Origin of the sequence: Rhizobium quercicola (genome assembly GCF_021168455.1) — a bacterium.
GTDB classification, from domain to species: Bacteria; Pseudomonadota; Alphaproteobacteria; order Rhizobiales; family Rhizobiaceae; genus Ferranicluibacter; species Ferranicluibacter quercicola.
Genome location: NZ_JAJOZR010000006.1, coordinates 223505 through 242664, shown reverse-complemented (window position 1 = coordinate 242664; position 19160 = coordinate 223505). Strand labels below are relative to the sequence as shown.

16 protein-coding genes are annotated in these 19160 nt (G+C 64.2%); 2 read left to right on the top strand and 14 right to left on the bottom strand.

The annotated features are described in order from the left end of the window. Nucleotides 1-460: 460 nt before the first annotated feature. Complete coding sequence (locus LRX75_RS11255) at nt 461-2308, bottom strand: ABC transporter ATP-binding protein (protein ID WP_231814390.1); 1848 nt, start codon at nt 2306-2308, stop codon at nt 461-463. Between the two features lie 50 nt (nt 2309-2358). Next, entirely contained in the window at nt 2359-3555 is a 1197-nt protein-coding gene (locus LRX75_RS11250) for an aminotransferase class V-fold PLP-dependent enzyme (RefSeq protein ID WP_231814389.1), read from the bottom strand. Nucleotides 3556-3712: 157 nt separating this feature from the next. Between LRX75_RS11250 and LRX75_RS11245 the strand changes: the two genes are divergently transcribed. Beyond that, nucleotides 3713-4501, top strand: a complete 789-nt coding sequence (locus LRX75_RS11245) for an IclR family transcriptional regulator (protein ID WP_231814387.1) — start codon at nt 3713-3715, stop codon at nt 4499-4501. On the opposite strand, the gene LRX75_RS11240 is transcribed toward LRX75_RS11245, so the two are convergent. From LRX75_RS11240 to LRX75_RS11220, 5 genes are all read right to left on the bottom strand, one after another. Continuing rightward, nucleotides 4491-4988 carry a RidA family protein gene (locus LRX75_RS11240; protein ID WP_110736571.1) on the bottom strand — a complete coding sequence of 166 codons (498 nt, stop codon included), beginning with the start codon at nt 4986-4988 and terminating at the stop codon, nt 4491-4493. The two genes, LRX75_RS11245 and LRX75_RS11240, sit on opposite strands and share 11 nt — an antisense overlap. A 31-nt stretch (nt 4989-5019) precedes the next feature. After that, entirely contained in the window at nt 5020-6249 is a 1230-nt protein-coding gene (locus tag LRX75_RS11235; RefSeq protein WP_231814386.1) for an amidohydrolase/deacetylase family metallohydrolase, read from the bottom strand. A 1-nt stretch (nt 6250) separates the two neighbouring features. Continuing rightward, nucleotides 6251-7126: an ABC transporter permease gene (locus LRX75_RS11230; RefSeq protein WP_231814384.1), complete on the bottom strand. Its 876-nt coding sequence runs from the start codon at nt 7124-7126 to the stop codon at nt 6251-6253. After that, nucleotides 7126-8067: an ABC transporter permease gene (locus tag LRX75_RS11225; RefSeq protein WP_231814383.1), complete on the bottom strand. Its 942-nt coding sequence runs from the start codon at nt 8065-8067 to the stop codon at nt 7126-7128. The genes LRX75_RS11230 and LRX75_RS11225 overlap by 1 nt, the downstream gene beginning before the upstream one ends. Nucleotides 8068-8163: 96 nt before the next feature. Next, nucleotides 8164-9690 (bottom strand): ABC transporter substrate-binding protein, encoded by a 1527-nt coding sequence (locus LRX75_RS11220; RefSeq protein ID WP_231814529.1) that lies wholly within the window; start codon nt 9688-9690, stop codon nt 8164-8166. Between the two features lie 350 nt (nt 9691-10040). Between LRX75_RS11220 and LRX75_RS11215 the strand changes: the two genes are divergently transcribed. Continuing rightward, nucleotides 10041-11420, top strand: coding sequence for an amidohydrolase (locus LRX75_RS11215; RefSeq protein WP_231814382.1), 1380 nt, complete (start codon nt 10041-10043; stop codon nt 11418-11420). A 48-nt stretch (nt 11421-11468) separates the two neighbouring features. Here LRX75_RS11215 and LRX75_RS11210 read toward each other — a convergent pair whose 3' ends face one another. The 7 genes from LRX75_RS11210 to LRX75_RS11180 all read right to left on the bottom strand — a co-directional run bounded on the left by LRX75_RS11210 (nt 11469) and on the right by LRX75_RS11180 (nt 19155). Then, complete coding sequence (locus LRX75_RS11210; RefSeq protein ID WP_110807826.1) at nt 11469-11879, bottom strand: carboxymuconolactone decarboxylase family protein; 411 nt, start codon at nt 11877-11879, stop codon at nt 11469-11471. A 291-nt stretch (nt 11880-12170) separates the two neighbouring features. After that, complete coding sequence (locus LRX75_RS11205) at nt 12171-12650, bottom strand: heme-degrading domain-containing protein (protein WP_231814380.1); 480 nt, start codon at nt 12648-12650, stop codon at nt 12171-12173. Nucleotides 12651-12709: 59 nt separating this feature from the next. After that, the gene (locus tag LRX75_RS11200; protein ID WP_231814378.1) at nt 12710-13975 is read right to left on the bottom strand and encodes a glycerate kinase type-2 family protein; all 1266 of its coding nucleotides are present in this window, start codon (nt 13973-13975) and stop codon (nt 12710-12712) included. A gap of 78 nt (nt 13976-14053) precedes the next feature. After that, a complete protein-coding gene (locus LRX75_RS11195; RefSeq protein ID WP_231814376.1) occupies nt 14054-15709 on the bottom strand; it encodes a GMC family oxidoreductase in 1656 nt (551 codons plus the stop codon). Nucleotides 15710-15723: 14 nt separating this feature from the next. Continuing rightward, entirely contained in the window at nt 15724-16503 is a 780-nt protein-coding gene (locus LRX75_RS11190; RefSeq protein WP_231814374.1) for a 3-ketoacyl-ACP reductase, read from the bottom strand. Beyond that, nucleotides 16500-18026 carry a GMC oxidoreductase gene (locus LRX75_RS11185; protein ID WP_231814372.1) on the bottom strand — a complete coding sequence of 509 codons (1527 nt, stop codon included), beginning with the start codon at nt 18024-18026 and terminating at the stop codon, nt 16500-16502. The genes LRX75_RS11190 and LRX75_RS11185 overlap by 4 nt, the downstream gene beginning before the upstream one ends. Nucleotides 18027-18039: 13 nt before the next feature. Further along, nucleotides 18040-19155, bottom strand: a complete 1116-nt coding sequence (locus LRX75_RS11180) for an ABC transporter ATP-binding protein (protein WP_231814370.1) — start codon at nt 19153-19155, stop codon at nt 18040-18042. Nucleotides 19156-19160: the final 5 nt, after the last annotated feature.

The window sequence follows — 19160 nt, the reverse complement described above, 5'->3', positions numbered from 1 at the left end:
GTCCGTCAAAGAAACAGTCTTCCAATCAGTGGAGTTATTTTCCTACAGAGAATAGGATCACCATCCGTTTTTGGAAAAAATCTCTCCAGAGCCGCCGAATTGAAAATACTTCAATCGCGATGCGCGGCGTGTCGTGTCGTGCCGGTGTACATTGTTGACGATGCGCGTTGCCTGCCGGACAGCTCTCAGACTGTTCCCATCTAAGCCGATCAAGAAGGTTGGTGTCATGGATAGGGCACGAGCCCAGCGAACGACGACTCCCGTCCGTCGCTCAGCACCTTTGTGGGGAGATCGTCATCTCTGTCAAAACCACGTCAAGCGGATCAGGCAGGCACTGAATTCCCAAAGTCATAAGTTGCCGAAGGCTCGCCTACCGTCCGTGCTGGGTGGAAGACGATGCAAGCCAAGACTTCCATCACCGACTAGCACGATATCGTCGAGGCGCGATCACTGACCTGGGCTAGGTGGCGACGAGGTGCCCCTCGGAAACGACGCGGAATTTCCGCTGCACTGGCACGTAATCTGCCGGACGGATCTGGCTCCTCAGTTCATCGGCAGCGGCCATCGGCGTCTCACGCCGACGGTCGGGATCCGGGACCGGCACGGCGGACATCAGTTTCTTCGTATAGGCATGCTGAGGATTGCCAAAGACGGCGCTCCGCGGCCCGATCTCCACAATCTCTCCCAGATACATGACGGCGACACGATGGCTGACGCGCTCGACGACGGCCATGTCATGGCTGATGAACAGAAAGGCAAGGTTGAGGCTTTGCTGCAAGTCGAGCATCAGATTGATGACCTGCGCCTTGATCGAGACATCGAGTGCCGAAACGCTCTCATCCGCCACGATGATCTTGGGAGAGAGGGCGAGCGCACGCGCGATCGAGATCCGCTGGCGCTGACCGCCGGAGAACGCGTGCGGATAACGCGACGCCATGTCCGGGGTAAGGCCGACCTTCTCCAGAAGATCGGCGACCATCGCTTTTGCCTCCTTCGAACTGCCCAGCCGGTGCTCGAGATAAGGTTCGGCAATCGCGGCTCCCACCGTCATGCGCGGGTTGAGCGAGGCGAACGGATCTTGAAAGATCATCTGCACAGATTTGCGCATCGCACGCAGGTCGCGCCTCGGAAGGGTCAGAACCTCGCGGCCCTCGACGAGAACCGAACCGCTGCTTGGCTCGATCAGGCGGAGAATGGCCCGTCCCGTCGTAGACTTGCCGCATCCGGATTCGCCGACCAGCGACAGGGTTTCACCGGCGCGCAGGTCGAAGGAGACATTTTCGACCGCATGTACACGCCCGCTCACCTTGCCGAGAAGACCGGTATGGATGTCGAAGCGCTTGGTGAGATTGCGGACCTGCAGGGTCGGCTCGCCTGAGGCAATGACGGTATCGGCGACTTCGACCGGGACGGCGGACAGTCCGGTCGCCGGATCGACCGTTGGAAAACGCAAGGGGCGGCGATAGGCCTGCATGGCACCGAGCACAGGCACGGCGGACAGAAGCGCGCGGGTGTAGGGATGCTGGCCTCGGTGAAAGATGTCGGTCGTGCGTCCGGTTTCCACCTGCTCGCCGCGATACATGACGACGGTCCGGTCGGCAATCTCGGCGACCACGCCCATGTCATGCGTGATGAACAGGACGGAGGTCCCCTCCTCGTCCTGCAACATCCGGATGAGATCGAGGATCTGACCCTGGATCGTCACGTCGAGCGCCGTCGTCGGCTCGTCGGCGATCAGCAGCTTCGGCTTGGTCGCAAGCGCCATTGCGATCATCACCCGCTGCCGCATGCCGCCGGAGAAGCGATGCGGATACTCGTCGAAGCGCGAGGCTGCCGAGGGAATACGAACCTTTTCAAGGATGCGCACGGTTTCGGCGCGCGCGTCCGCTTTGCTCATCGCCGTATGGCAGAGGATCGCCTCCGAGATCTGGTCGCCGATCGTGAACAGCGGATTGAGGCTGGTCATCGGCTCCTGGAAAATCATCGCGACATCGTTGCCGCGCACCTTGCGCATCTCCGGCTCCGGCAAGGATAGGAGATCGCGGCCCCCCAACATGACCCGACCCTCGATGCGGCTCGTATCGGGCTGGAGAAGCCGCATGATCGACAGCGACGTGACGCTCTTGCCGGACCCGGACTCGCCGACGATCGCCACGGTCTCGGCGGGCGCGATGGTGAAGGAGATATCGCGGACGACTGGTTTCCACGCGCCATCGACGCGGAACGACGTTCGCAGCGCCTCGACGGAGAGCACCGGTTGCGCCTCTGGCGGCGTGGTCTGACGGGTGTGGGCCTGTTGCGTCGTCATGATCATTCCCATCGTTTCTCGTCTCCGCTCGTTCTGTTCGGTTGCCGCGGTCAGTCCGGCCAGCGCAGCATCCCGTCGAAGCGGTGTCGGCTGAGGTCTTCGATCGGGGTTGCGATCATCGCGTTGGAGGCACGCGCCTTGTCGAGTTCCTCGGCGAGACGGGTGGCGACGATATGCTCCTGACCCGGATGCAGATTGCACGGATCGAGGTAGAAATAGCGGTGCTCGACCTCGTGATCCCGGACGATGATCGGCTGGTCGCCCGATCGGAGCGCTGCGGCAAGGTCCCAGGCCGTGATATGCGCCTCCTGTGGATCGATGATCACACGCATGCGGTCGAGCGGGTTGTCCGTCGGATCGGGTTCGATCAGCGCGGTGACGCCGGGGCGACCGTCGAGCGTTTCCTTCCAGAGCGCGAGAGCGCCTGCTTCCCGAGCCCGGATACCCGCGTGATCGCGCGTCTCCCATGCTTCCAGCGCCGCCATTGCGCCGTAGATGCTCTCCTTACCGACCTTCATGCCGCGCCCGATGCCCATGTTCTGGAGGAAGGCGTTGCGGACCAGATCCTTTCGACCGGCAACGATGCCGGAGGTGGGGCCCCCGAGAAACTTGTGGCCCGAATAGAGTGCGATATCGGCTCCTTGCGCGAGGAAGATTTTCAGATCGTATTCGGATGCCGCATCCACGATCACCGGGACGCCTCTCGCATGGGCGATCTCGACGAATTCCTTTAGGTTCAGCAGACCGTAGTCGACGACATGATGCGACACGACGTAGACGGCCGCTGCGGTCCTCTCGGTGATGGCATTTTCCATGTGATAGCGATGCGTCGATGTCGCCTGGCCGATCATGACGACCTTGCCACCCGCGATGCGGATGGCCTGATCGACCGGAGCGCCGTAGCTGACGACATGCCCCATCTGCAGGAGCACCTCGTTCTTCTCGGTGTTTGTTTCCGGCAGCCGCTCGATCGCAAGGAGATCAGGCCCCGTAATGGTTCCGGCGACGGCAAGGCTCACGCCGGCGGAGCACGACGCCGTAATGAAGCCCGCCTCCCCGCCGGTCATGCGAGCGATCACCGCGCTTGCCTGACGTTGCAGCGCGTTGATCTCCACGAAATGCGGCAGGATCGCCGTCATCGCGGCGATGGCTTCCGGCACGACGATCGACGCGCCAAGGCTCGTCATGGTTCCTGACACGTTGATCACGGGGCGAAGGCCGAGGGTCGTTCGGATATCAGCGGACATGGTCGTTCTCCAGGCTGCGCGACGTCGTGACGCCGCGGGCATCTCTTGCTCTTTCAGAGCCTATGCCATAATACTGCAATAGACAGGACGGATATGCGGGACGATTGTTGTGAACAGGCAAGCCTCGGAACCGGTTTCCGAAACCACGGAAAAGAGCATGCGCCGCTCGCGCGTCAGCGGGATCGACCGGGCTCTTCAGGTTATCGATCATCTCTACGAGACCGGTGCCCCGGCCGGCGCCTACGCCATTGCCAAGGCTGTCGGCGCGCCGCTCTCCACGGTCTATGTCATCATCGACGACCTTGTGGAAAAGAACATGCTTGCTCGCAATGGCGACGGCACGTTGTGGCTGGGGTCCAGGCTCTACCATTATGGCCTTGCCTATGCCCGTTCGCTGGATTTCATGAGCGTCGCCACGCAGGAAATGCATGACCTCTGCCGGGATGCCGGTGAGACGGTGCAGGTCTGCGGTCGCGATGCAGAGCACATGCTGGTGCTCGCCATGGCTGACGGGCCGAGCCATTTCCAGGTCGCATCGCGGGTCGGCACCCGCGTGCCGCTCAACTGGACGGCCTCCGGCCGGCTGCTCGTCGGGCATATGCCGGAAGCCAAGCGCGTCGAACTCTTCCGGCGTGGTGCCCGCATGTCGCCGACCGGCCGCGCGGCGGTGGATGCCGAGACCCTGTCGGATGCTGCGCGCACGGCGTTCGAAGAGAGGCTCTCCATCCAGGCCGGTGAATCCGACTATGCGGTTGCGTGCATTGCGTCGCCCATCGTCGATCGCAACGGCAACTGCGTTGCGACCATCTCCATCGTCCTTCCCGAACAGAAGGCCTTTGCCGACAAGGCCGGCTATGCCGACCGTGTAAAGGCTTCGGCGGCGCGGATCGAGGCCCTGATGGGCTGGCGGCAGCACGGAACGTCTCCTCACGGCATCAATCCTTAAGCGCCACGATGGCTTCGATTTCCACCGTGATGTTGCCCGGCAGCGAGCCGAAGCCGACGGCCGACCGGGCATGCCGACCGGCCTCCCCGAAGACAGCGTTGATGAGGTCCGAGCAGCCGTTGATGACCTTGGGGTGATCCCGGAACTCCGGTGCGGCGTTGACCATTCCGAGCAGCTTCACCACCTGCTTCACGCGCGACAGGTCGCCAAGGGCCTCGTGCATCACGGCAATGAGGTTGATGCCGACCAGACGCGCATCGTCATAGGCCGCCTCGGTGCTGATCTCGGCGCCGACCTTGCCGGTGCGCATGCGCCCGTCCGCCTCGCGGGTCCCCTGCCCCGAGAGATACAGCATGTTTCCCTCGATCACATGGGTCAGAAAATTGGCGATGGGCGGCGGTGCGGGCGGAAGCTCGATGCCGAGGTCGGCCAAGCGCTGATAGGGCGTGGTCGTCTTCGGATCGGCGAAAGTGGAAAGATGTGTCACGAGAACTCCTGTGTCATGCAGTTTGTCGGCCTCAGCGATACGCGTAACCGTGGCTGTGGCGCACGAGCCTGCGGGCTCTCGGAATGTATCGGCTGGCCGTGATCGCCTCGGCGCCGATGACGGCGAAACGCGGCTCGAACACGCGGGTGAGGCGCGAGACGTCGCCATTGCTGTCGGTTGCCTCGAGGTCGGCATCGACAAGGTCGAAGATGGTGAAATCCGCCCGCGCGCCGACGGCAAGCCTGTCGTCCATAGAAAGCTTGATAACGTCGGCCGGCGCATGCGTGACGGCATTCACGACCTTGTCGAAGGGCATGCCGACGGAGAGCAGCTTCGACATGGTGGTCGCGAGATCCCAGACGGGGAAGTTGAGCGAATGGCCGTGAAGGTCGGTCGAGATCGAATGCGGCAGTAACCCGCGCGCGATCGCCGCTTCCGCCACCTTGAAGGAAAAGGACGCCCCACCGTGGCCGATGTCGAGCCGCACGCCTTCGGAAGCGCAGCGCTCAGCGAGATCGAATAGGTCTTCGTCCTCCATGATGCTCGAGCCGGCCTTGCCGTTGAAGCAGTGCGTGACCACGTCGCCCGGGCCGAGGATTTCGAGCACCTCGTCGTAGAGAGCCGGCGGTTCGCCGACATGCACCATCATCGGGATCTTCAGGATCTTGGCGATCTTCTTGCCAAGCTTGACCGGGGTTACGCCCCACGACCCGGTGATGACGTGGCTCGCGCGCACCTTGATGCCGACGATGTGCTCGCTGTTCTCGGCGTAGCACTCGATGATCCGGTCGAGGTCGATATCCCTGATGTCGCGGAGTTCAGCGACACGGTTACAGGCAACGAGCCCGATCGAACCCAGATTGAGAAACGCCTTGATGCGTTCCTTCGAGGGCTCGATGATGTATTCCCGGAAGCCATGGAAGTTCGCTTCACCGGCAGATCCTGCATCCACCAGCGTGGTCACGCCGCGCTCGGCGCCGCATTCGGACGGACGCAGCGAGATGTCGGTGCCCCCGTGCCAGATGTGAACGTGAAGATCGATCCAGCCGGGGGACATCCACGCGCCTTTTCCATCGACGCGCTCCGTGCCGCCGGGCACCGCGAGCCCCTGGCCGATGGCCGCGATACGACCATCTGCACCGATGAGGATGTCGGTCGTTCCATCGGCTCCAAGGTTGCCGGCAGGGCTGGATTCGGACTGGCCGAAGGCCATCGGCCTGACATTGGAAAGGAGGAGCGGCTTCTGGGTTTCGCCGGTCATGTCACAAGTCCTTCTGAAGTCTGGGGTCGAGCATGTCCCGCAATCCGTCGCCCACCATCTGCAGCGACAGGACGGAAAGAATGATGGCAAAGCCGGGGAAGTAGGTCATCCAGCCGGCCTGCCCGATATACTGGCGCCCGGCGGCAATCATCGTGCCCCAGGTCGCGACATCGGGGCTGACGCCGAGCCCGAGGAACGACAGGCCGGCTTCGGCGAGCATGGCGCTGGCGAAGAGGAACGTTCCCTGTACCAGGATGGGCGACAGGAGATTGCGCAGCACGTGCCGCGTCATGATGTGGAAGGTGGAGATGCCGAGCGCTTGCGCCGCCTCGACATACGGCAGTTCGCGGATGACGAGCGTCGAGGCGCGGACGATGCGGGCGAGCCGTGGCGCATAGACAATCGACAGCGCCACGATCACCGTCGTCAACGAGGGTCCGAGCGCCGCGACCAGCGCGATCGCCAGAAGGATATCCGGAAAGGCCATCATCGCGTCGATCAGGCGGGCGATCGGCGTGTCCAGCCGCTGAAAGAACCCGGCGAGCAGCCCGAGCGTGACGCCGATGACCGCCGAGAGAACCACCACGGCCGCGCCGACGAGAAGCGAAAGCCGTGCCGCATAGATCGTGCGGGAGAAGACGTCGCGGCCGAACTCGTCCGTGCCGAACCAGAATATCTCGCTCGGCGGCTTCAGCCGGTTGACGATCGACAGCTTCGAGGGCGAATACGGCGCGATCCATGGTGCGAGCACCGCCAGAAGGACGAAGAGAACGAGGATGCCAAGCCCGGCGACGACCGTCTTGCGCCGCAGAAAGCGGCGGATGAACCTCGCTGCGTCGCTGGCAGGTGGCTTTGTCGTGAGAGATACATCTGTCATCAGTAGCGCACCCTCGGATCGATCAGCAGGTAAAGCATGTCGATGGCAAAGTTGATGAGGACGTAGAGTCCGGCGATCACCAGCAGCGCACCCTGGATAACCGGGTAGTCCCGCCGCAGTACGGCGGAGACGACGAGGCTTCCGACGCCGGGCAGGCCGAACACGGTCTCGGTGACGACCGCGCCGGAGATGAGAACCGCGGCGGTCAGGCCGATCACGGTGAGGATGGGGATCAGCGCGTTCTTCAACGCATGCTTCAGCACGACCTTCCGCTCGATCAGGCCCTTTGCGCGCGCCGTGCGGATATAATCGTCGCCAAACACGTCGAGCATCGAGGCGCGCGTGAAGCGCAGGATCAGCGCCGAGGAGACGAGCCCGAGCGCAAAGGCCGGCAGAGTCAGGTGATACATGCGGTCGAGAAAGGTCGAGCCCGGCCCGCCATAGCCGGAAACGGGAAACATGTTCAGATTGACGGCGAAGACCTGCATCAGGATGAGGCCCAGCCAGAAGCTCGGAATACTGGCCGCCAGCATCGCGACGGTCGTTGCCGCCTGATCGACGAGGGACCCTCGCCGATAGGCGGCATAGATGCCGATCGGCAGCGCGATGACGCAGGCGATCGCCAGCGAAAACAGCGTCAGGAAGAATGTGGGCTCGGCGCGGTCGAGGAGGGCCGACGTCACGGGCATGTTGAGAAAGATCGACTGGCCGAGGTCCCCTTTGATCATCTGCCCGAGATAGAAGAGATATTGCACGAGAAGCGACTGGTCGAGGCCGAGCCGCGTGCGCAGATCGGCGATATCCTGTGCCGAGGCATCGGGCCCGAGCATCACCGCGGCCGGGTCTCCCGGCGTGACGCGGACGATGACGAACACGATGGTCACGACCAGGAACATGACGACGATCATGCCGGCCAGTCGCTGGAGGATGTAACGGAGCATGTCTTGGCTCTCCGGTCCCAGGAGGGACACAGGTGTGACGAACGCTGGCTGAGAGAACGCCGCCCCGCGGGCGGCGTCCGGGAGGCCGGTTCCGGATTACTTCTTGATCGATGCGTTCCAGAAATACGGCCACGGAGCCGGCACGACGCCTTCGACCTTCGTGCTCTTGGCAGCGAGAGCGTTGAAGTCACCGATCTTCATGTAGGGAATCTCCGCGTACATGGCCTTTTGCACATCGGCCCACAAAGCGAGCCTCTTCGTCTCGTCGGCCTCTGCGGAAAACGCCTCGACCGTCTGCTTGCGCAGCGGCGTGTCCCACCAGCCGGGCGAGCTCGGCGACAGGGATCCGATCAGCGCAGGCTCGGGAAGAAAAGGGCTGTGCGTGATGTAGATGTCCCAGAGGCCCTTGTCGGCCCGCCGCTGGGTGAGCGTCGCCCAGTCCACGACCTGCAGATCGACGGTGAACCCCGCAAGCTTCAGATATTCGGCGGCAACCTGCGCCATCTTGTAGTGGAACTCGTACTGGCGGCTCGTCAGGATGCGGATCGGCTTGCCGTCATAGCCCGCGGCCTTGGCGGCTTCTGCCGATCCTTCGGGATCGGCAAGATTGTAATGGCCCTCGACGCCGGCATCCGTGTTCCAGACGAAGCTCTTGGGATAGATATCGCCGTCGAGCGCGTAGAAATCGGTGCTGCCGAAGGCGGCGGCCAGCATGTCTTCCATGCTCAGAGCCTGGCGGATAGCCTTTCGGATGGCGACATCCTTGGCAACACCCTCTGCCGTGTTGAAAACGAAGACCGGATAGCCGAACGGCTTCAAGACAAGCGGTTCCGATGCCGTCGAGCCCTTCAGCCTGTCGAAGGATTCGACGGGAAGGCTGTCGATATAGTCGTACTGGCCGGAGATCGCCGCCTCGACGCGCGTGTTTGCATCGGGAACCGGCACGAAGCGGATTTCATCCAGATACTGGTGACGCGCACCGCCGTAGCCATCGGCCTCGCCGGACCGCGGCGTATAGCCGTCAAAGCGGGCGAGCTGGATGTACTGGTCGGCCTTGCGCTCCTTCAGCATATAGGGGCCCGTCCCGACGAAATCCGTCATGGGCTCGGCCTGTTTCTCGCTCGGAAGGACGATCGCGGCGGAGTTGTTGAAAGCGAGCAGCGAGACGAGCGGCGCGTAAGGTTGCTTCAATGTGATCGTCACCGTCAGCGGATCGGTGGCCGTGATCTTGTCCAGGAATGCAGCTGCCTGCTTGCCGCGCGAGGCAACCTTGAACCAGCGCTCGAGCGACGCGACGACGTCGTCCGATGCCATGTCCGAGCCATCGTGGAACATGATGCCGCTACGCAGCCGGATCGTATAGGTTTTGCCATCCGCGCTGATCTCGGGCAGGCTCTCCGCCAGAAGCGGCGTCGGCTTCCAGGCCTTGTCAAACGTGTAAAGGGTCTCGAACATATGCTGGGAAACGATACCCACGAGATCGGCCGTGGAGGCCATGGGGTCGAGTGTCGGCGGCTCGCCGATCGTCGCGACATTGATGACGCCGCCCCTTTCCTGGGCCGCAACAAAGGATGGAATAGCGACGAGCGCGCTTGCAAGGAAGAACGCAGGTTTCAGGCGCATCATGAAGTCCTCCAGTTTTGTTCCATTATTATGTTATTACGACTTTTATAACAGAATAACTGAGAAGGATGTGCTGTCAATGGCCTAGGAGCTTGCCGTGCCGTCGCGACCCAACCGGTTCACATCCCTGCGCGCCGCATGCTTGACGCCCGGCGTCTCCGTGGGTCACATAGCGACGGAACCTGCAGCCCGAACTGTACGAGATCGTTATGACCCAGGGACATCAAAACGACAGGTACAGCGGATGACGATCCTTGAGGCGCCGGACACTTTGTCGCTCCTTTCCTGGATCCGTCGTCATGACGCTGGTTCGGGCTCTCCCAAACGGTTACAGCAGGACGAGGTCTGACATGGGTGGCACTGTCCTCAAAAACTGCGCGGCCGTCATCACCGACGAGGGCAAGGGCCCGGTCGTTCGCCGCAATGTCGATCTCCTAACCGAGGGGCCGACGATCCGTGCCATCGGCGAACATCTTGAGGCGGAGGCTTTGCCCGAGGGCACGAGCGTGCAGGATGCCACCGGCTGGTTCGTCTATCCCGGCCTCGTCAACACACATCACCATTTTTTCCAGTGCTTCGTGCGCAACCGCGCCGATCTCGACTGGACGAAGCTCTCGGTGATCGAATGGCTCGACCGCATCTACCCGGTCTTCTCGCAGCTGAACGAAGCCTGCTTCTACCATTCCTCTGTCACCGCCATGGCCGAGCTGATCAAGCATGGCTGCACCACGGCCTTCGACCACCAGTATAATTTTCCCCGCCACGCCGGAAAGCGGCTGATCGACCGCCAGTTCGAGGCCGCGGATCTGTTGGGCATGCGGTTTCACGCCGGTCGCGGCGGCAACACCCTGCCGAAGTCGGAGGGGTCCACGATCCCCGACGAAATGCTGGAAACGACGGACGAATTCATTGCCGATTGCGCCCGCCTGATCGACACCTACCACGATGCCGGGCCGTTCAGCATGCGCCAGGTCGTCGTCGCGCCCTGCCAGCCCGTCAACGCCTACCGCGAAACCTTCGTGGAATCGGTGGCGCTGGCGCGCGACCGCGGCGTCATGCTGCACACGCATGTCGGCGAGGGCGAGAGCTCCGTGATACAGGCGCGCCACGGCCTGCGCACCGTCGATTATCTCGAAGCGCTCGGCTTTGCCGGGCCGGATACGTTCTACGCCCATTGCTGGGAACTGACCCATGACGAACTGCGGACGATGGCCGCAAGCGGCACCGGCGTCTCCCACTGCCCCGAACCCGTCTATCTCGTCGGCGCCGAGGTCACCGACATCCCCGCCATGGCGGCCTTCGGCCTGCGCGTCGGGCTCGGCTGCGATGGTGCGGCCTCCAACGACAATTCCAACCTGATGCACAGCCTTCACTCGGCCTACATGCTGCAGTGCCTCGCATCCTCCACCCGCGCGCACCCCGTGCCACCGCCGGTCGACTTCCTGCGCTACGGCACGAGCGGCGGCGCGAGCCTGCTCGGGCGCAGCGATATCGGCCGCCTTGCGCCCGGAATGGCTGCAGACCTCTTCGCCATCGACACCCGCCGCATGGATTATGTCGGCACACGGCACGATCCGCTGAGCCTCATTCCCCGCGTCGGCATCGGCATGGCGACGGATATGACCATGATCAACGGCCGGGTCGTGTGGGCGAACGGCGCATTTCCCGGCCTCGACGAGGCAAAGCTTGCAGCGGACGCCGAGGCGGCCCTTGCAACGATCACGATCTGAAGCGCGACGGCGTTGCCTGGCTCGGCGAGCCGCAGGGGCGCGAAGAGATCAGCCGGTGACGTCGAATTCGGGATCGACGGGAATGCCGAGCGCCGTGACGAGGCGGTTGGTTTCCGACGCCATGCCGATCACGGCAAGGAGATCGCCATATTGCGCGTCCGTCAGGCCTTTGGCGCGCGCCGCCGCCGTGTGGGAATGGATACAATAGCTGCAACCGCTGGCGACGGAAACGGCGATATAGATCAGCTCCTTCGTCAGCGGATCGAGCGCCGACGGTGCGACCATAACCTCCTTCAGGCTGTTCCATGTCCGCTCCAGCGTTGCTGGATCGTTGGCCAGGCCGCGCCAGAAATTGTTGATGAAATCCGAGCCGCGCACGGCGCGGATATCCGCAAACACGGCCTGCACCCGCGGCGCCGCTTCGGCCTCGGCATCCGTCCAAAGTCTTACCGTCGCCATGCCAACCTCCTGATGTAACCGGCGGGAGACGAAACAGCCGTCTGCCTCGTTCGAAATTGCATAAAAAAGGGCCGCAGGGTGACCCACGGCCTCAAGTCATGAAGGTTAAACCTCCAGAGGGGAACGGCTGGCTGCGATCGATCCGGGAAGAGGATGAGGGCAGTCAACCAAGATCAGAATGACCCGTTATGTCAGCGGGTTCAAAGACGGGAGACGCTGTCGGAACGGGTGGATGTGATATTTTCATCTAACCCGCGCCCCTTCGGCGCTATTTCATTCCGGCCGGGATGCTCAGCGCGCTTGCGCCCGAAACCGCTGGAGATGCGCGACCACGAAATCGTGGTCTTCGACATCGGGAAGGCCGCTGATCGTCGCCGTTCCGATGAGATTGCCGTCCGTCTGAAAGATGGGGACGGCACCGCCGAAGGCCGCAAAGAGATCGGACGACAGGCCGTAGCGGTGGTGGAAGTCGTAGCCCTCCTTCTGCGCGAGACGCCGCATGTAGAGAGAACTGTGGTGGAACCGCTCGACCACGCGCCGCTTGCGCTCCGCCCAGTGCCGGTTGTCCTCGGTAGCGTTCGCAAGGCGCGTGAAGAACACTGGTTCGCGCGCGATCGTGATCTCGATCGCCACGGCCAGGCGGCCGGCCATGGCCGATTGCCGCATCAGGCTGCCAAGCGTCCAGGCATCCTCGGTCGTGAACCGGGTGACGACCCCCTCGCGCTCGGCCAAGAGGAGGTCTGTGCATGTCCTGTTATCCGGCTGAGGCATGAAGGGCGTCCTTGAAGGGTTGAGATTGGGCGACATCCCGAAAAACGGTCGTTGCGCGCCTACAGCAGCAGAAACGCCCTGAAGTCGTTGACATTGGTGCCGGTCGGGCCGGTTTCGAACAGGTCGCCCGCAAGCGCGAAGGCCGACCAGGCGTCGTGTGCCGCGAGGTGGCCGCGCGGTTCTCCGCCGGCCGCCCGGATGCGCGCGGCGGTGCCCCCGTCGCAGAAGGCGCCGGCATTGTCTTCGGAACCGTCGATGCCGTCGGTATCGGCCGCAAGGGCGGTGACGCCGGTGGTCCCGTCGAGATCGATGGCGGCGGCCAGCAGAAGTTCGCTGTTGCGCCCGCCCTTGCCGCTACCTCCGGGGCCGATCGTCACCGTGGTCTCCCCGCCCGAGAGCAGAACCATCGGGCCCTTCTCCCGCCGCAGCCCCGCCTGAAACTCCATCGCCAGCGCCGCATGCATGCGCCCGATATCGCGGGCTTCTCCCTCGATCCTGTCGGAGAGGATCAACGGCGTGACGCCGGCCGCACCGCTCTCCCGCGCGGCCGCCTGCAGCGAGACCCGGGCCGACGCAACGACATGGGCTTCGTGCCCGGCAAAGGCCGGATCGTCGGGGCGCGGGGTCTCTCCTGTTGCGATATGGTCGAGAATGCTTGAGGGAAGGGTCATCCGGTAGTCCCGGATCGCCCGCAGTGCCTCCTCGCGGCCGGCAGCGTCGGGAAGGGTCGGGCCGGAGGCGACGAAGGCCGGGTTGTCGCCGGGAACGTCGGAGACGACGAGGCTGACGACACGGGCCGGAGAAGCAAGCGCGGCCAGCCGCCCGCCCTTGATCAACGAAACGTGCTTGCGCACCACGTTCATAGCCGAGATCGGCGCGCCGGAGGCGAGCAGCGCCGCGTTCAGGGCAACCTCGTCGGCAAGCGCAAAGCCCGGCGGCGGCGACGGCAGCAGCGCAGAGCCGCCGCCCGAGATGAGCGCGATCACGAGATCGTCCGGCGTCAACCCGCGCACGGCCGCCATCACGGCCTGCGCCGCATCGATCCCCGCCTGGTCGGGCACCGGGTGGGCGGCCTGCAGCACCCGGATGCGCGAACAGGCGGCGACCGGGCCGTGGCGCGCGACGACCACGCCCTCCAGAGAGCCATCCCACAGGTGTTCGAGCGCCTGTGCCATCTGGCTTGCCGCCTTGCCGGCGCCGACGACGACCGTGCGGCCTTTCGGTCGCGCCGGCAGATGGGCGCGGATCGCCTCCAGCGGATCGGCCGCGCGAACCGCAGCGTGGAAGAGCGACGCCAGAAATGCGCGCGGGGTCTCGATGGGCATCAGGGTCTGACCTTCCTGGGCGTGACGACACCTTTTTGTGGCAAAGCCGATGGCGGAATGCAAAGCCGCATCATTGGCTCAGCGAACATGCGCGCGTGCACGGGGGCGCTGGTCGTTGCGCTCGTCGGCAAAGATCGTCGCCGGCAGCGGATCGAGGCCGCGGATGATGTCGGCGCCTTTCTCTCCGACCATGATGGTCGGGGCATTGGTGTTGCAGGAGGGCACGCGCGGCATGACAGAGCTGTCGCAGACGCGAAGCCCCTGCAACCCTCGCACGCGCAGATCGAGCCCGACGACCGCATCCGCCCCGGTGCCCATACGGCAGGTGCCGACGGGGTGGTGATCGGTCTTCGCGTTCGCACAGTTATAGTCGAAAAGCTCGGCGTCCGTGCGGACCTTCGGACCGGGCAGGCGCTCGGCCAGAATATAGGGCTTCAATGCCGCCTGCTCGAAGATCTCGCGGGCGATCCGCAAGCCTTCCAGCGACATCTTCCGGTCATGCGGGTCCGACCAGTAATTGGGGTCGATCAGCGGGGCTGCGGCCGGATCGGACGCGGAGAGCCGCACCGTGCCGCGCGATCGCGGATGCAGGTAAGCCGAATTCAGCGTCACCCCGGCATTTTTCAGCTTTTCCACGCCCGCCTCAATGCCCGAGCCGAGACCGAGATGGAACTGGATATCCGGAGAGCGCGCGTCCGGATCCGCATACCAGAAGCCGCCGGTCTCAAAGAGCGAGGAGGCGACGGGGCCTGTGCGGAACAGCATGTATTCGAGGCCGGCCCAGAGCGTGCGATGCAGCTTCGCAACGCCGTCATAGGTGTGGTCGCCGGTGCATTCGGCAATGACGAAGAGGTCCAGATGGTCCTGCAGATTGCCACCGACCCCGGGCAGGTCGTGCGCCACGGGAACGCCGACGGACGTCAGATGATCGGCCGGGCCGATGCCCGATTGCAGCAGCAGCTTCGGCGAGCCGATGGCGCCCGACGTGACGAGCACCTCGCGCTCGCACCGCACGATCTCGCTGCCCCGGCTGGTGGCAATCTCGACGCCGACGGCGGTCGTGCCCTCCAGGACGATGCGCGAGACGCGGGCGCCCATGCGGATCGTCAGGTTTTTTCGATCCTTGATCGGCGAGAGGTAAGCGAGCGAGGCGGAGGAGCGGCGGCGGTTGCGCTGCGTCAGCTGGTAGAAGCCGACACCCGCCTGCTGGCGCCCGTTAAAGTCGTGATTGTAGGGAATGCCGAGCTCCTGCCCCGCCCGGATGTAGGCGTCGCAGATCGGCAGCGCGGACACCGGCATGGACACGCCGAGCGGCCCGCCATAGGCATGATAGTCGTCGGCAAAGCGCTGGTTGTCCTCCGCCCGCTTGAAATAGGGCAGCACGGAACGGTAGTCCCAGCCCTCGCAGCCGTCTTCGCTTGCCCAGAGATCGTAGTCGGCGGCGTTCCCACGGGTATAGAGCTGCGCGTTGATGGACGAACCGCCGCCGATGACCTTGGCCTGTGTGTAGCGCAGGACGCGGCCGTTCATGTGCTTCTGCGGCACGGTCTCCCAGCCCCAGCTGGCGACGCCCTTCGTCATCTTGGCAAAGCCGGCCGGCATGTGAAACAGAGGATTCCAGTCCCCGCCGCCCGCTTCCAGCAGCAGCACGGTGACATCGGGGTCCTCGCTCAGCCTGTTGGCGAGAACGCAGCCGGCAGGGCCTGCCCCAGTGATGATGTAGTCGAAGCGCATGGTTTCCATTCCTGTCACAGACGCGGGATCGACAGGCCGCCATCGGCATCGATCACGGTCCCTGTTGCAAAGGCGAAGCTGCCCGAGGCGAGCGCTGCGCAGATGGCGCCGATATCGCCGGCTTCTCCCCAGCGCCGCATGGGCACCAGGCCCCCGGCGATCAGGGCGTCGTATTTCGGGGTGACGCCGGCCGTCATGTCAGTCCGCACGATGCCAGGCCGCACCTCGAAGACCGCGACGCCATCGGCCGCAAGCCGCAATGCCAGCCCTTGCGAAAAGGCCGCAAGCCCCGCTTTGCTGATGCAATAGTCGAGACGCTCGGGCGAACTCGCCTGCGCGGAGACCGAGGTGATGTTGATGATCGACCGGGAATGGTCAGGCGCGGTCGCCAGCATCGCTTTCACCACGGCCTGGGTGAAGAACACCGTCCCTTTCAGGTTGGTGGCCATGATCAGGTCGTAATGGTCGGGCGAAAGGTCGAGGAAATCGCCGCGCACGACGGACGCCATGCCCGCATTGTTGACAAGGCAGTCGATGTGGCCGAACCGGGCCATGACGTCGTCGACCGTCGCTGCGTGCCCGGCGACGTCGCAGATATCCGCCTGGATGTAGACAGCGTCTGCCTTACCAGCGGCGCGCAGCTCCGCCAGTGCGTTCTCGGCCGTTTCAGGACCGCCGATGCCTGTCACGACGATGTCGTAGCCGGCAGCGGCGAGGCACGAGGCGATGCCGAAGCCGATCCCCCGCCGTCCGCCGGTTACCACCGCCACCGGTCTTTGCCGCCGTTCGCTCATCGTTGCAGGTCCTTCGAGACGATGTGATCTGCGACCCGCAAGGCCTGGGCCGCAACCGTGAGCGCCGGATTGACGGCGGCCGAGGTCGGCAGGCAGCTCGCATCGACGACGAACAGGTTGTCGTGGTCATAGGCGCGGCAGAAGGGATCGAGCGGCGCCGTTGCGGGATCGTTGCCGATGCGCACCGTGCCGCACTGATGGGACGGCGTGCGCTTGTCGAACGGCCGCGACAACACGAGCGGAAAGCCGACCGAGCGAAGAACGGCCTTGAGTTTCGCCACCAGCGCCAGATGCGCGTTCCAGTTGGTGCGATGCCATTTGAGGACGATCCGCTCGCCATCGACCATGACCCGGCTTTCAGGGTGCGGAATATCCTCGCTCATGGCGTAGAAATCGATCGCATGCGCCGATAGCCGGTCGAGCAGCCGCTCCGGGATGCGCGGCAGGCTGCTTTTGAGGATCGCCCCGGACACGCGGCCGAGAAGCTGGACATTGCCGAGCGGCGGCCCGCCCTCGCCGTCCGACAGGTAGAAGTCGTTGAAGGCGAAGGTCTTCTGATAGACCGACGTATTCCGGTAGCGCGGCGACAGAGCGAGCACGGCGGACGAATTGTGGTTCATGAAGTTGCGCCCGACCTGGTCCGAGCTGTTGGCAAGGCCTGTGGGAAAACGGGCAGTGGCCGACCGCAGCAGCAGGACGGCCGACTGGACCGCGCCGGCGGCGAGCACCACGAGCTTCGGCGAGACGCTTCGGGCGTCCCCGGCCACGGTATAGACGACGCGCTCGATGCGGCCGCCGGACGCGCCCGTTTCGAGCCGCCGGACGATCGCGCACGTTTGAAGCGTGACATTGGGATAGCCCAGCGCAACGGAAAGGGCGGCGCTTTCGGCATCCATCTTCCCGTCGTCGGCATTCGGATGAGCATCCCACGGCGTGCGACCCTTCGCGAGCCACCGGTCGATATCGACGCCGAGCGGCAGGGAGAACGGGTGGAGCCCCTTCTGCTTCAGGCGCGCGCGGACGTCGGCAATCGACGGTTCGTCCGGCACCGGTGGAAAGGCGTAAGGGGTGGAATGTTCGGGCTCGGTCGGATCGTCCCCCAGCGCGCCGCGGACCTGATACATCTGTTCGGCTGCCCCGTACCAGGGCTCGAGCTCGGCGTAGGGAAACGGCCAGGCGGGGGAGACGCCCTCCTGATGCTGCATCTCTTCGAAATCCTCGCGCCGGTAGCGCGAGAGCACTGCCCCGTAAAACTTCGAATTGCCGCCGACATTGTAGTAATTGCCGGGATTGAACCCCTTGTGCTCCCCTTGCCCCTGGCCCTGCCATTCGTACCAGGTCTCCTTCGGGCGGAAATGCCCCCGCTGGAAGATCGCACGCTGGTCGCGGTTTTCAGGCGTGTCGGCAATGTGCTCGCCGGCCTCCAGGATCAGGATCTCGCAGCCGGACGCGGCAAGACAGGCGGCCAGCGTCGCCCCGCCGATGCCGGATCCGATGATGACGATGTCGGGGGTTCTGCTCATCTCGCTCCCCCGGTCATGCGATGCGCTGCTGGCTTTGCGGGTCGAAATAGACGGCCTTGTCGAGGTTGAAGGCGAGCCTTGCCGTCTGGCCGGCCTGGATCCGGGCATCGGCCCGCAGGCGCGCGACCACTTCCTTGCCACCGAGCCGGGTGACGGCGAAGGTGTCGGCACCGGCCGGCTCCACAACCTCGATCAGGCAATCGCCTTCCGCGATCGTGCGCGCATTGCGGTCGGCACCGTCGATGTCGGTCAGCGCCTCGGGCCGGATGCCGAAGACGATCTGGCGGCCGAGATGACCCTCCAGTTGCGCCTGCCCGGCCGCCACCGGCAGTTTCACCAGCGCGCCGTTCGGGCGGGCAAGCGAGACGGAGAGCCCTGCCGCATCCTTCTCCACCGTTGCCGCGAGCAGGTTCATGGCGGGCGAGCCCATGAAGTCGGCCACGAACATGTTGGCCGGGTTGTTGTAGATCTCGGCCGGCGAGCCGAACTGCTGCAGCACGCCGTCCTTCAGGACCGCGATCTTGGTCGCCAGCGTCATCGCCTCGATCTGGTCGTGGGTGACGTAGACGATGGTGGTCTTCAGGCGCTGGTGCAGCCGCTTGATCTCGGTGCGCATATCGACGCGCAGCTTTGCGTCGAGATTGGACAGCGGCTCGTCGAACAGGAAGACCTGCGGATTGCGCACGAGCGCACGGCCCATGGCGACGCGCTGACGCTGACCACCGGAGAGCTGGCTCGGCTTGCGGTCGAGCAGATGGCCGATCTGGAGGATATCCGACACCTCCTTGATCGCCTTCTCGCGCACGTCCTTCGGCACTTTGCGGATCTCCATGCCGAAGGCGATGTTGCCGGCCACCGTCATGTTCGGGTAGAGCGCATAGCTCTGGAACACCATGGCGATGTCGCGCTGCGACGGCGGCAGTCCTGCAATGGAGCGGCCGTTGATGGCGATCTCGCCGGACGTGATCGGCTCCAGGCCCGCAATCGTGTTCAGCAGCGTGGACTTGCCGCAGCCGGACGGGCCGACCAGCACGAGAAAGCCGCCTTCCTCGATCTCGATGTTGATGTCTTTCAGGATTTCCAGCGCGCCATAGGACTTGCGCAGATGCGAGATTTTGAGAAACGACATGAGGA

What these genes read in the sequence shown, in the direction of transcription:
- LRX75_RS11255 (WP_231814390.1), bottom strand. Translation starts at nt 2,308, where the DNA reads ATGACGACGCAACAGGCCCACACCCGTCAGACCACGCCGCCAGAGGCG.
- LRX75_RS11250 (WP_231814389.1), bottom strand. Translation starts at nt 3,555, where the DNA reads ATGTCCGCTGATATCCGAACGACCCTCGGCCTTCGCCCCGTGATCAAC.
- LRX75_RS11245 (WP_231814387.1), top strand. Translation starts at nt 3,713, where the DNA reads ATGCGCCGCTCGCGCGTCAGCGGGATCGACCGGGCTCTTCAGGTTATC.
- LRX75_RS11235 (WP_231814386.1), bottom strand. Translation starts at nt 6,249, where the DNA reads ATGACCGGCGAAACCCAGAAGCCGCTCCTCCTTTCCAATGTCAGGCCG.
- LRX75_RS11230 (WP_231814384.1), bottom strand. Translation starts at nt 7,126, where the DNA reads ATGACAGATGTATCTCTCACGACAAAGCCACCTGCCAGCGACGCAGCG.
- LRX75_RS11225 (WP_231814383.1), bottom strand. Translation starts at nt 8,067, where the DNA reads ATGCTCCGTTACATCCTCCAGCGACTGGCCGGCATGATCGTCGTCATG.
- LRX75_RS11220 (WP_231814529.1), bottom strand. Translation starts at nt 9,690, where the DNA reads ATGCGCCTGAAACCTGCGTTCTTCCTTGCAAGCGCGCTCGTCGCTATT.
- LRX75_RS11215 (WP_231814382.1), top strand. Translation starts at nt 10,041, where the DNA reads ATGGGTGGCACTGTCCTCAAAAACTGCGCGGCCGTCATCACCGACGAG.
- LRX75_RS11210 (WP_110807826.1), bottom strand. Translation starts at nt 11,879, where the DNA reads ATGGCGACGGTAAGACTTTGGACGGATGCCGAGGCCGAAGCGGCGCCG.
- LRX75_RS11205 (WP_231814380.1), bottom strand. Translation starts at nt 12,650, where the DNA reads ATGCCTCAGCCGGATAACAGGACATGCACAGACCTCCTCTTGGCCGAG.
- LRX75_RS11200 (WP_231814378.1), bottom strand. Translation starts at nt 13,975, where the DNA reads ATGCCCATCGAGACCCCGCGCGCATTTCTGGCGTCGCTCTTCCACGCT.
- LRX75_RS11195 (WP_231814376.1), bottom strand. Translation starts at nt 15,709, where the DNA reads ATGCGCTTCGACTACATCATCACTGGGGCAGGCCCTGCCGGCTGCGTT.
- LRX75_RS11190 (WP_231814374.1), bottom strand. Translation starts at nt 16,503, where the DNA reads ATGAGCGAACGGCGGCAAAGACCGGTGGCGGTGGTAACCGGCGGACGG.
- LRX75_RS11185 (WP_231814372.1), bottom strand. Translation starts at nt 18,026, where the DNA reads ATGAGCAGAACCCCCGACATCGTCATCATCGGATCCGGCATCGGCGGG.
- LRX75_RS11180 (WP_231814370.1), bottom strand. Translation starts at nt 19,155, where the DNA reads ATGTCGTTTCTCAAAATCTCGCATCTGCGCAAGTCCTATGGCGCGCTG.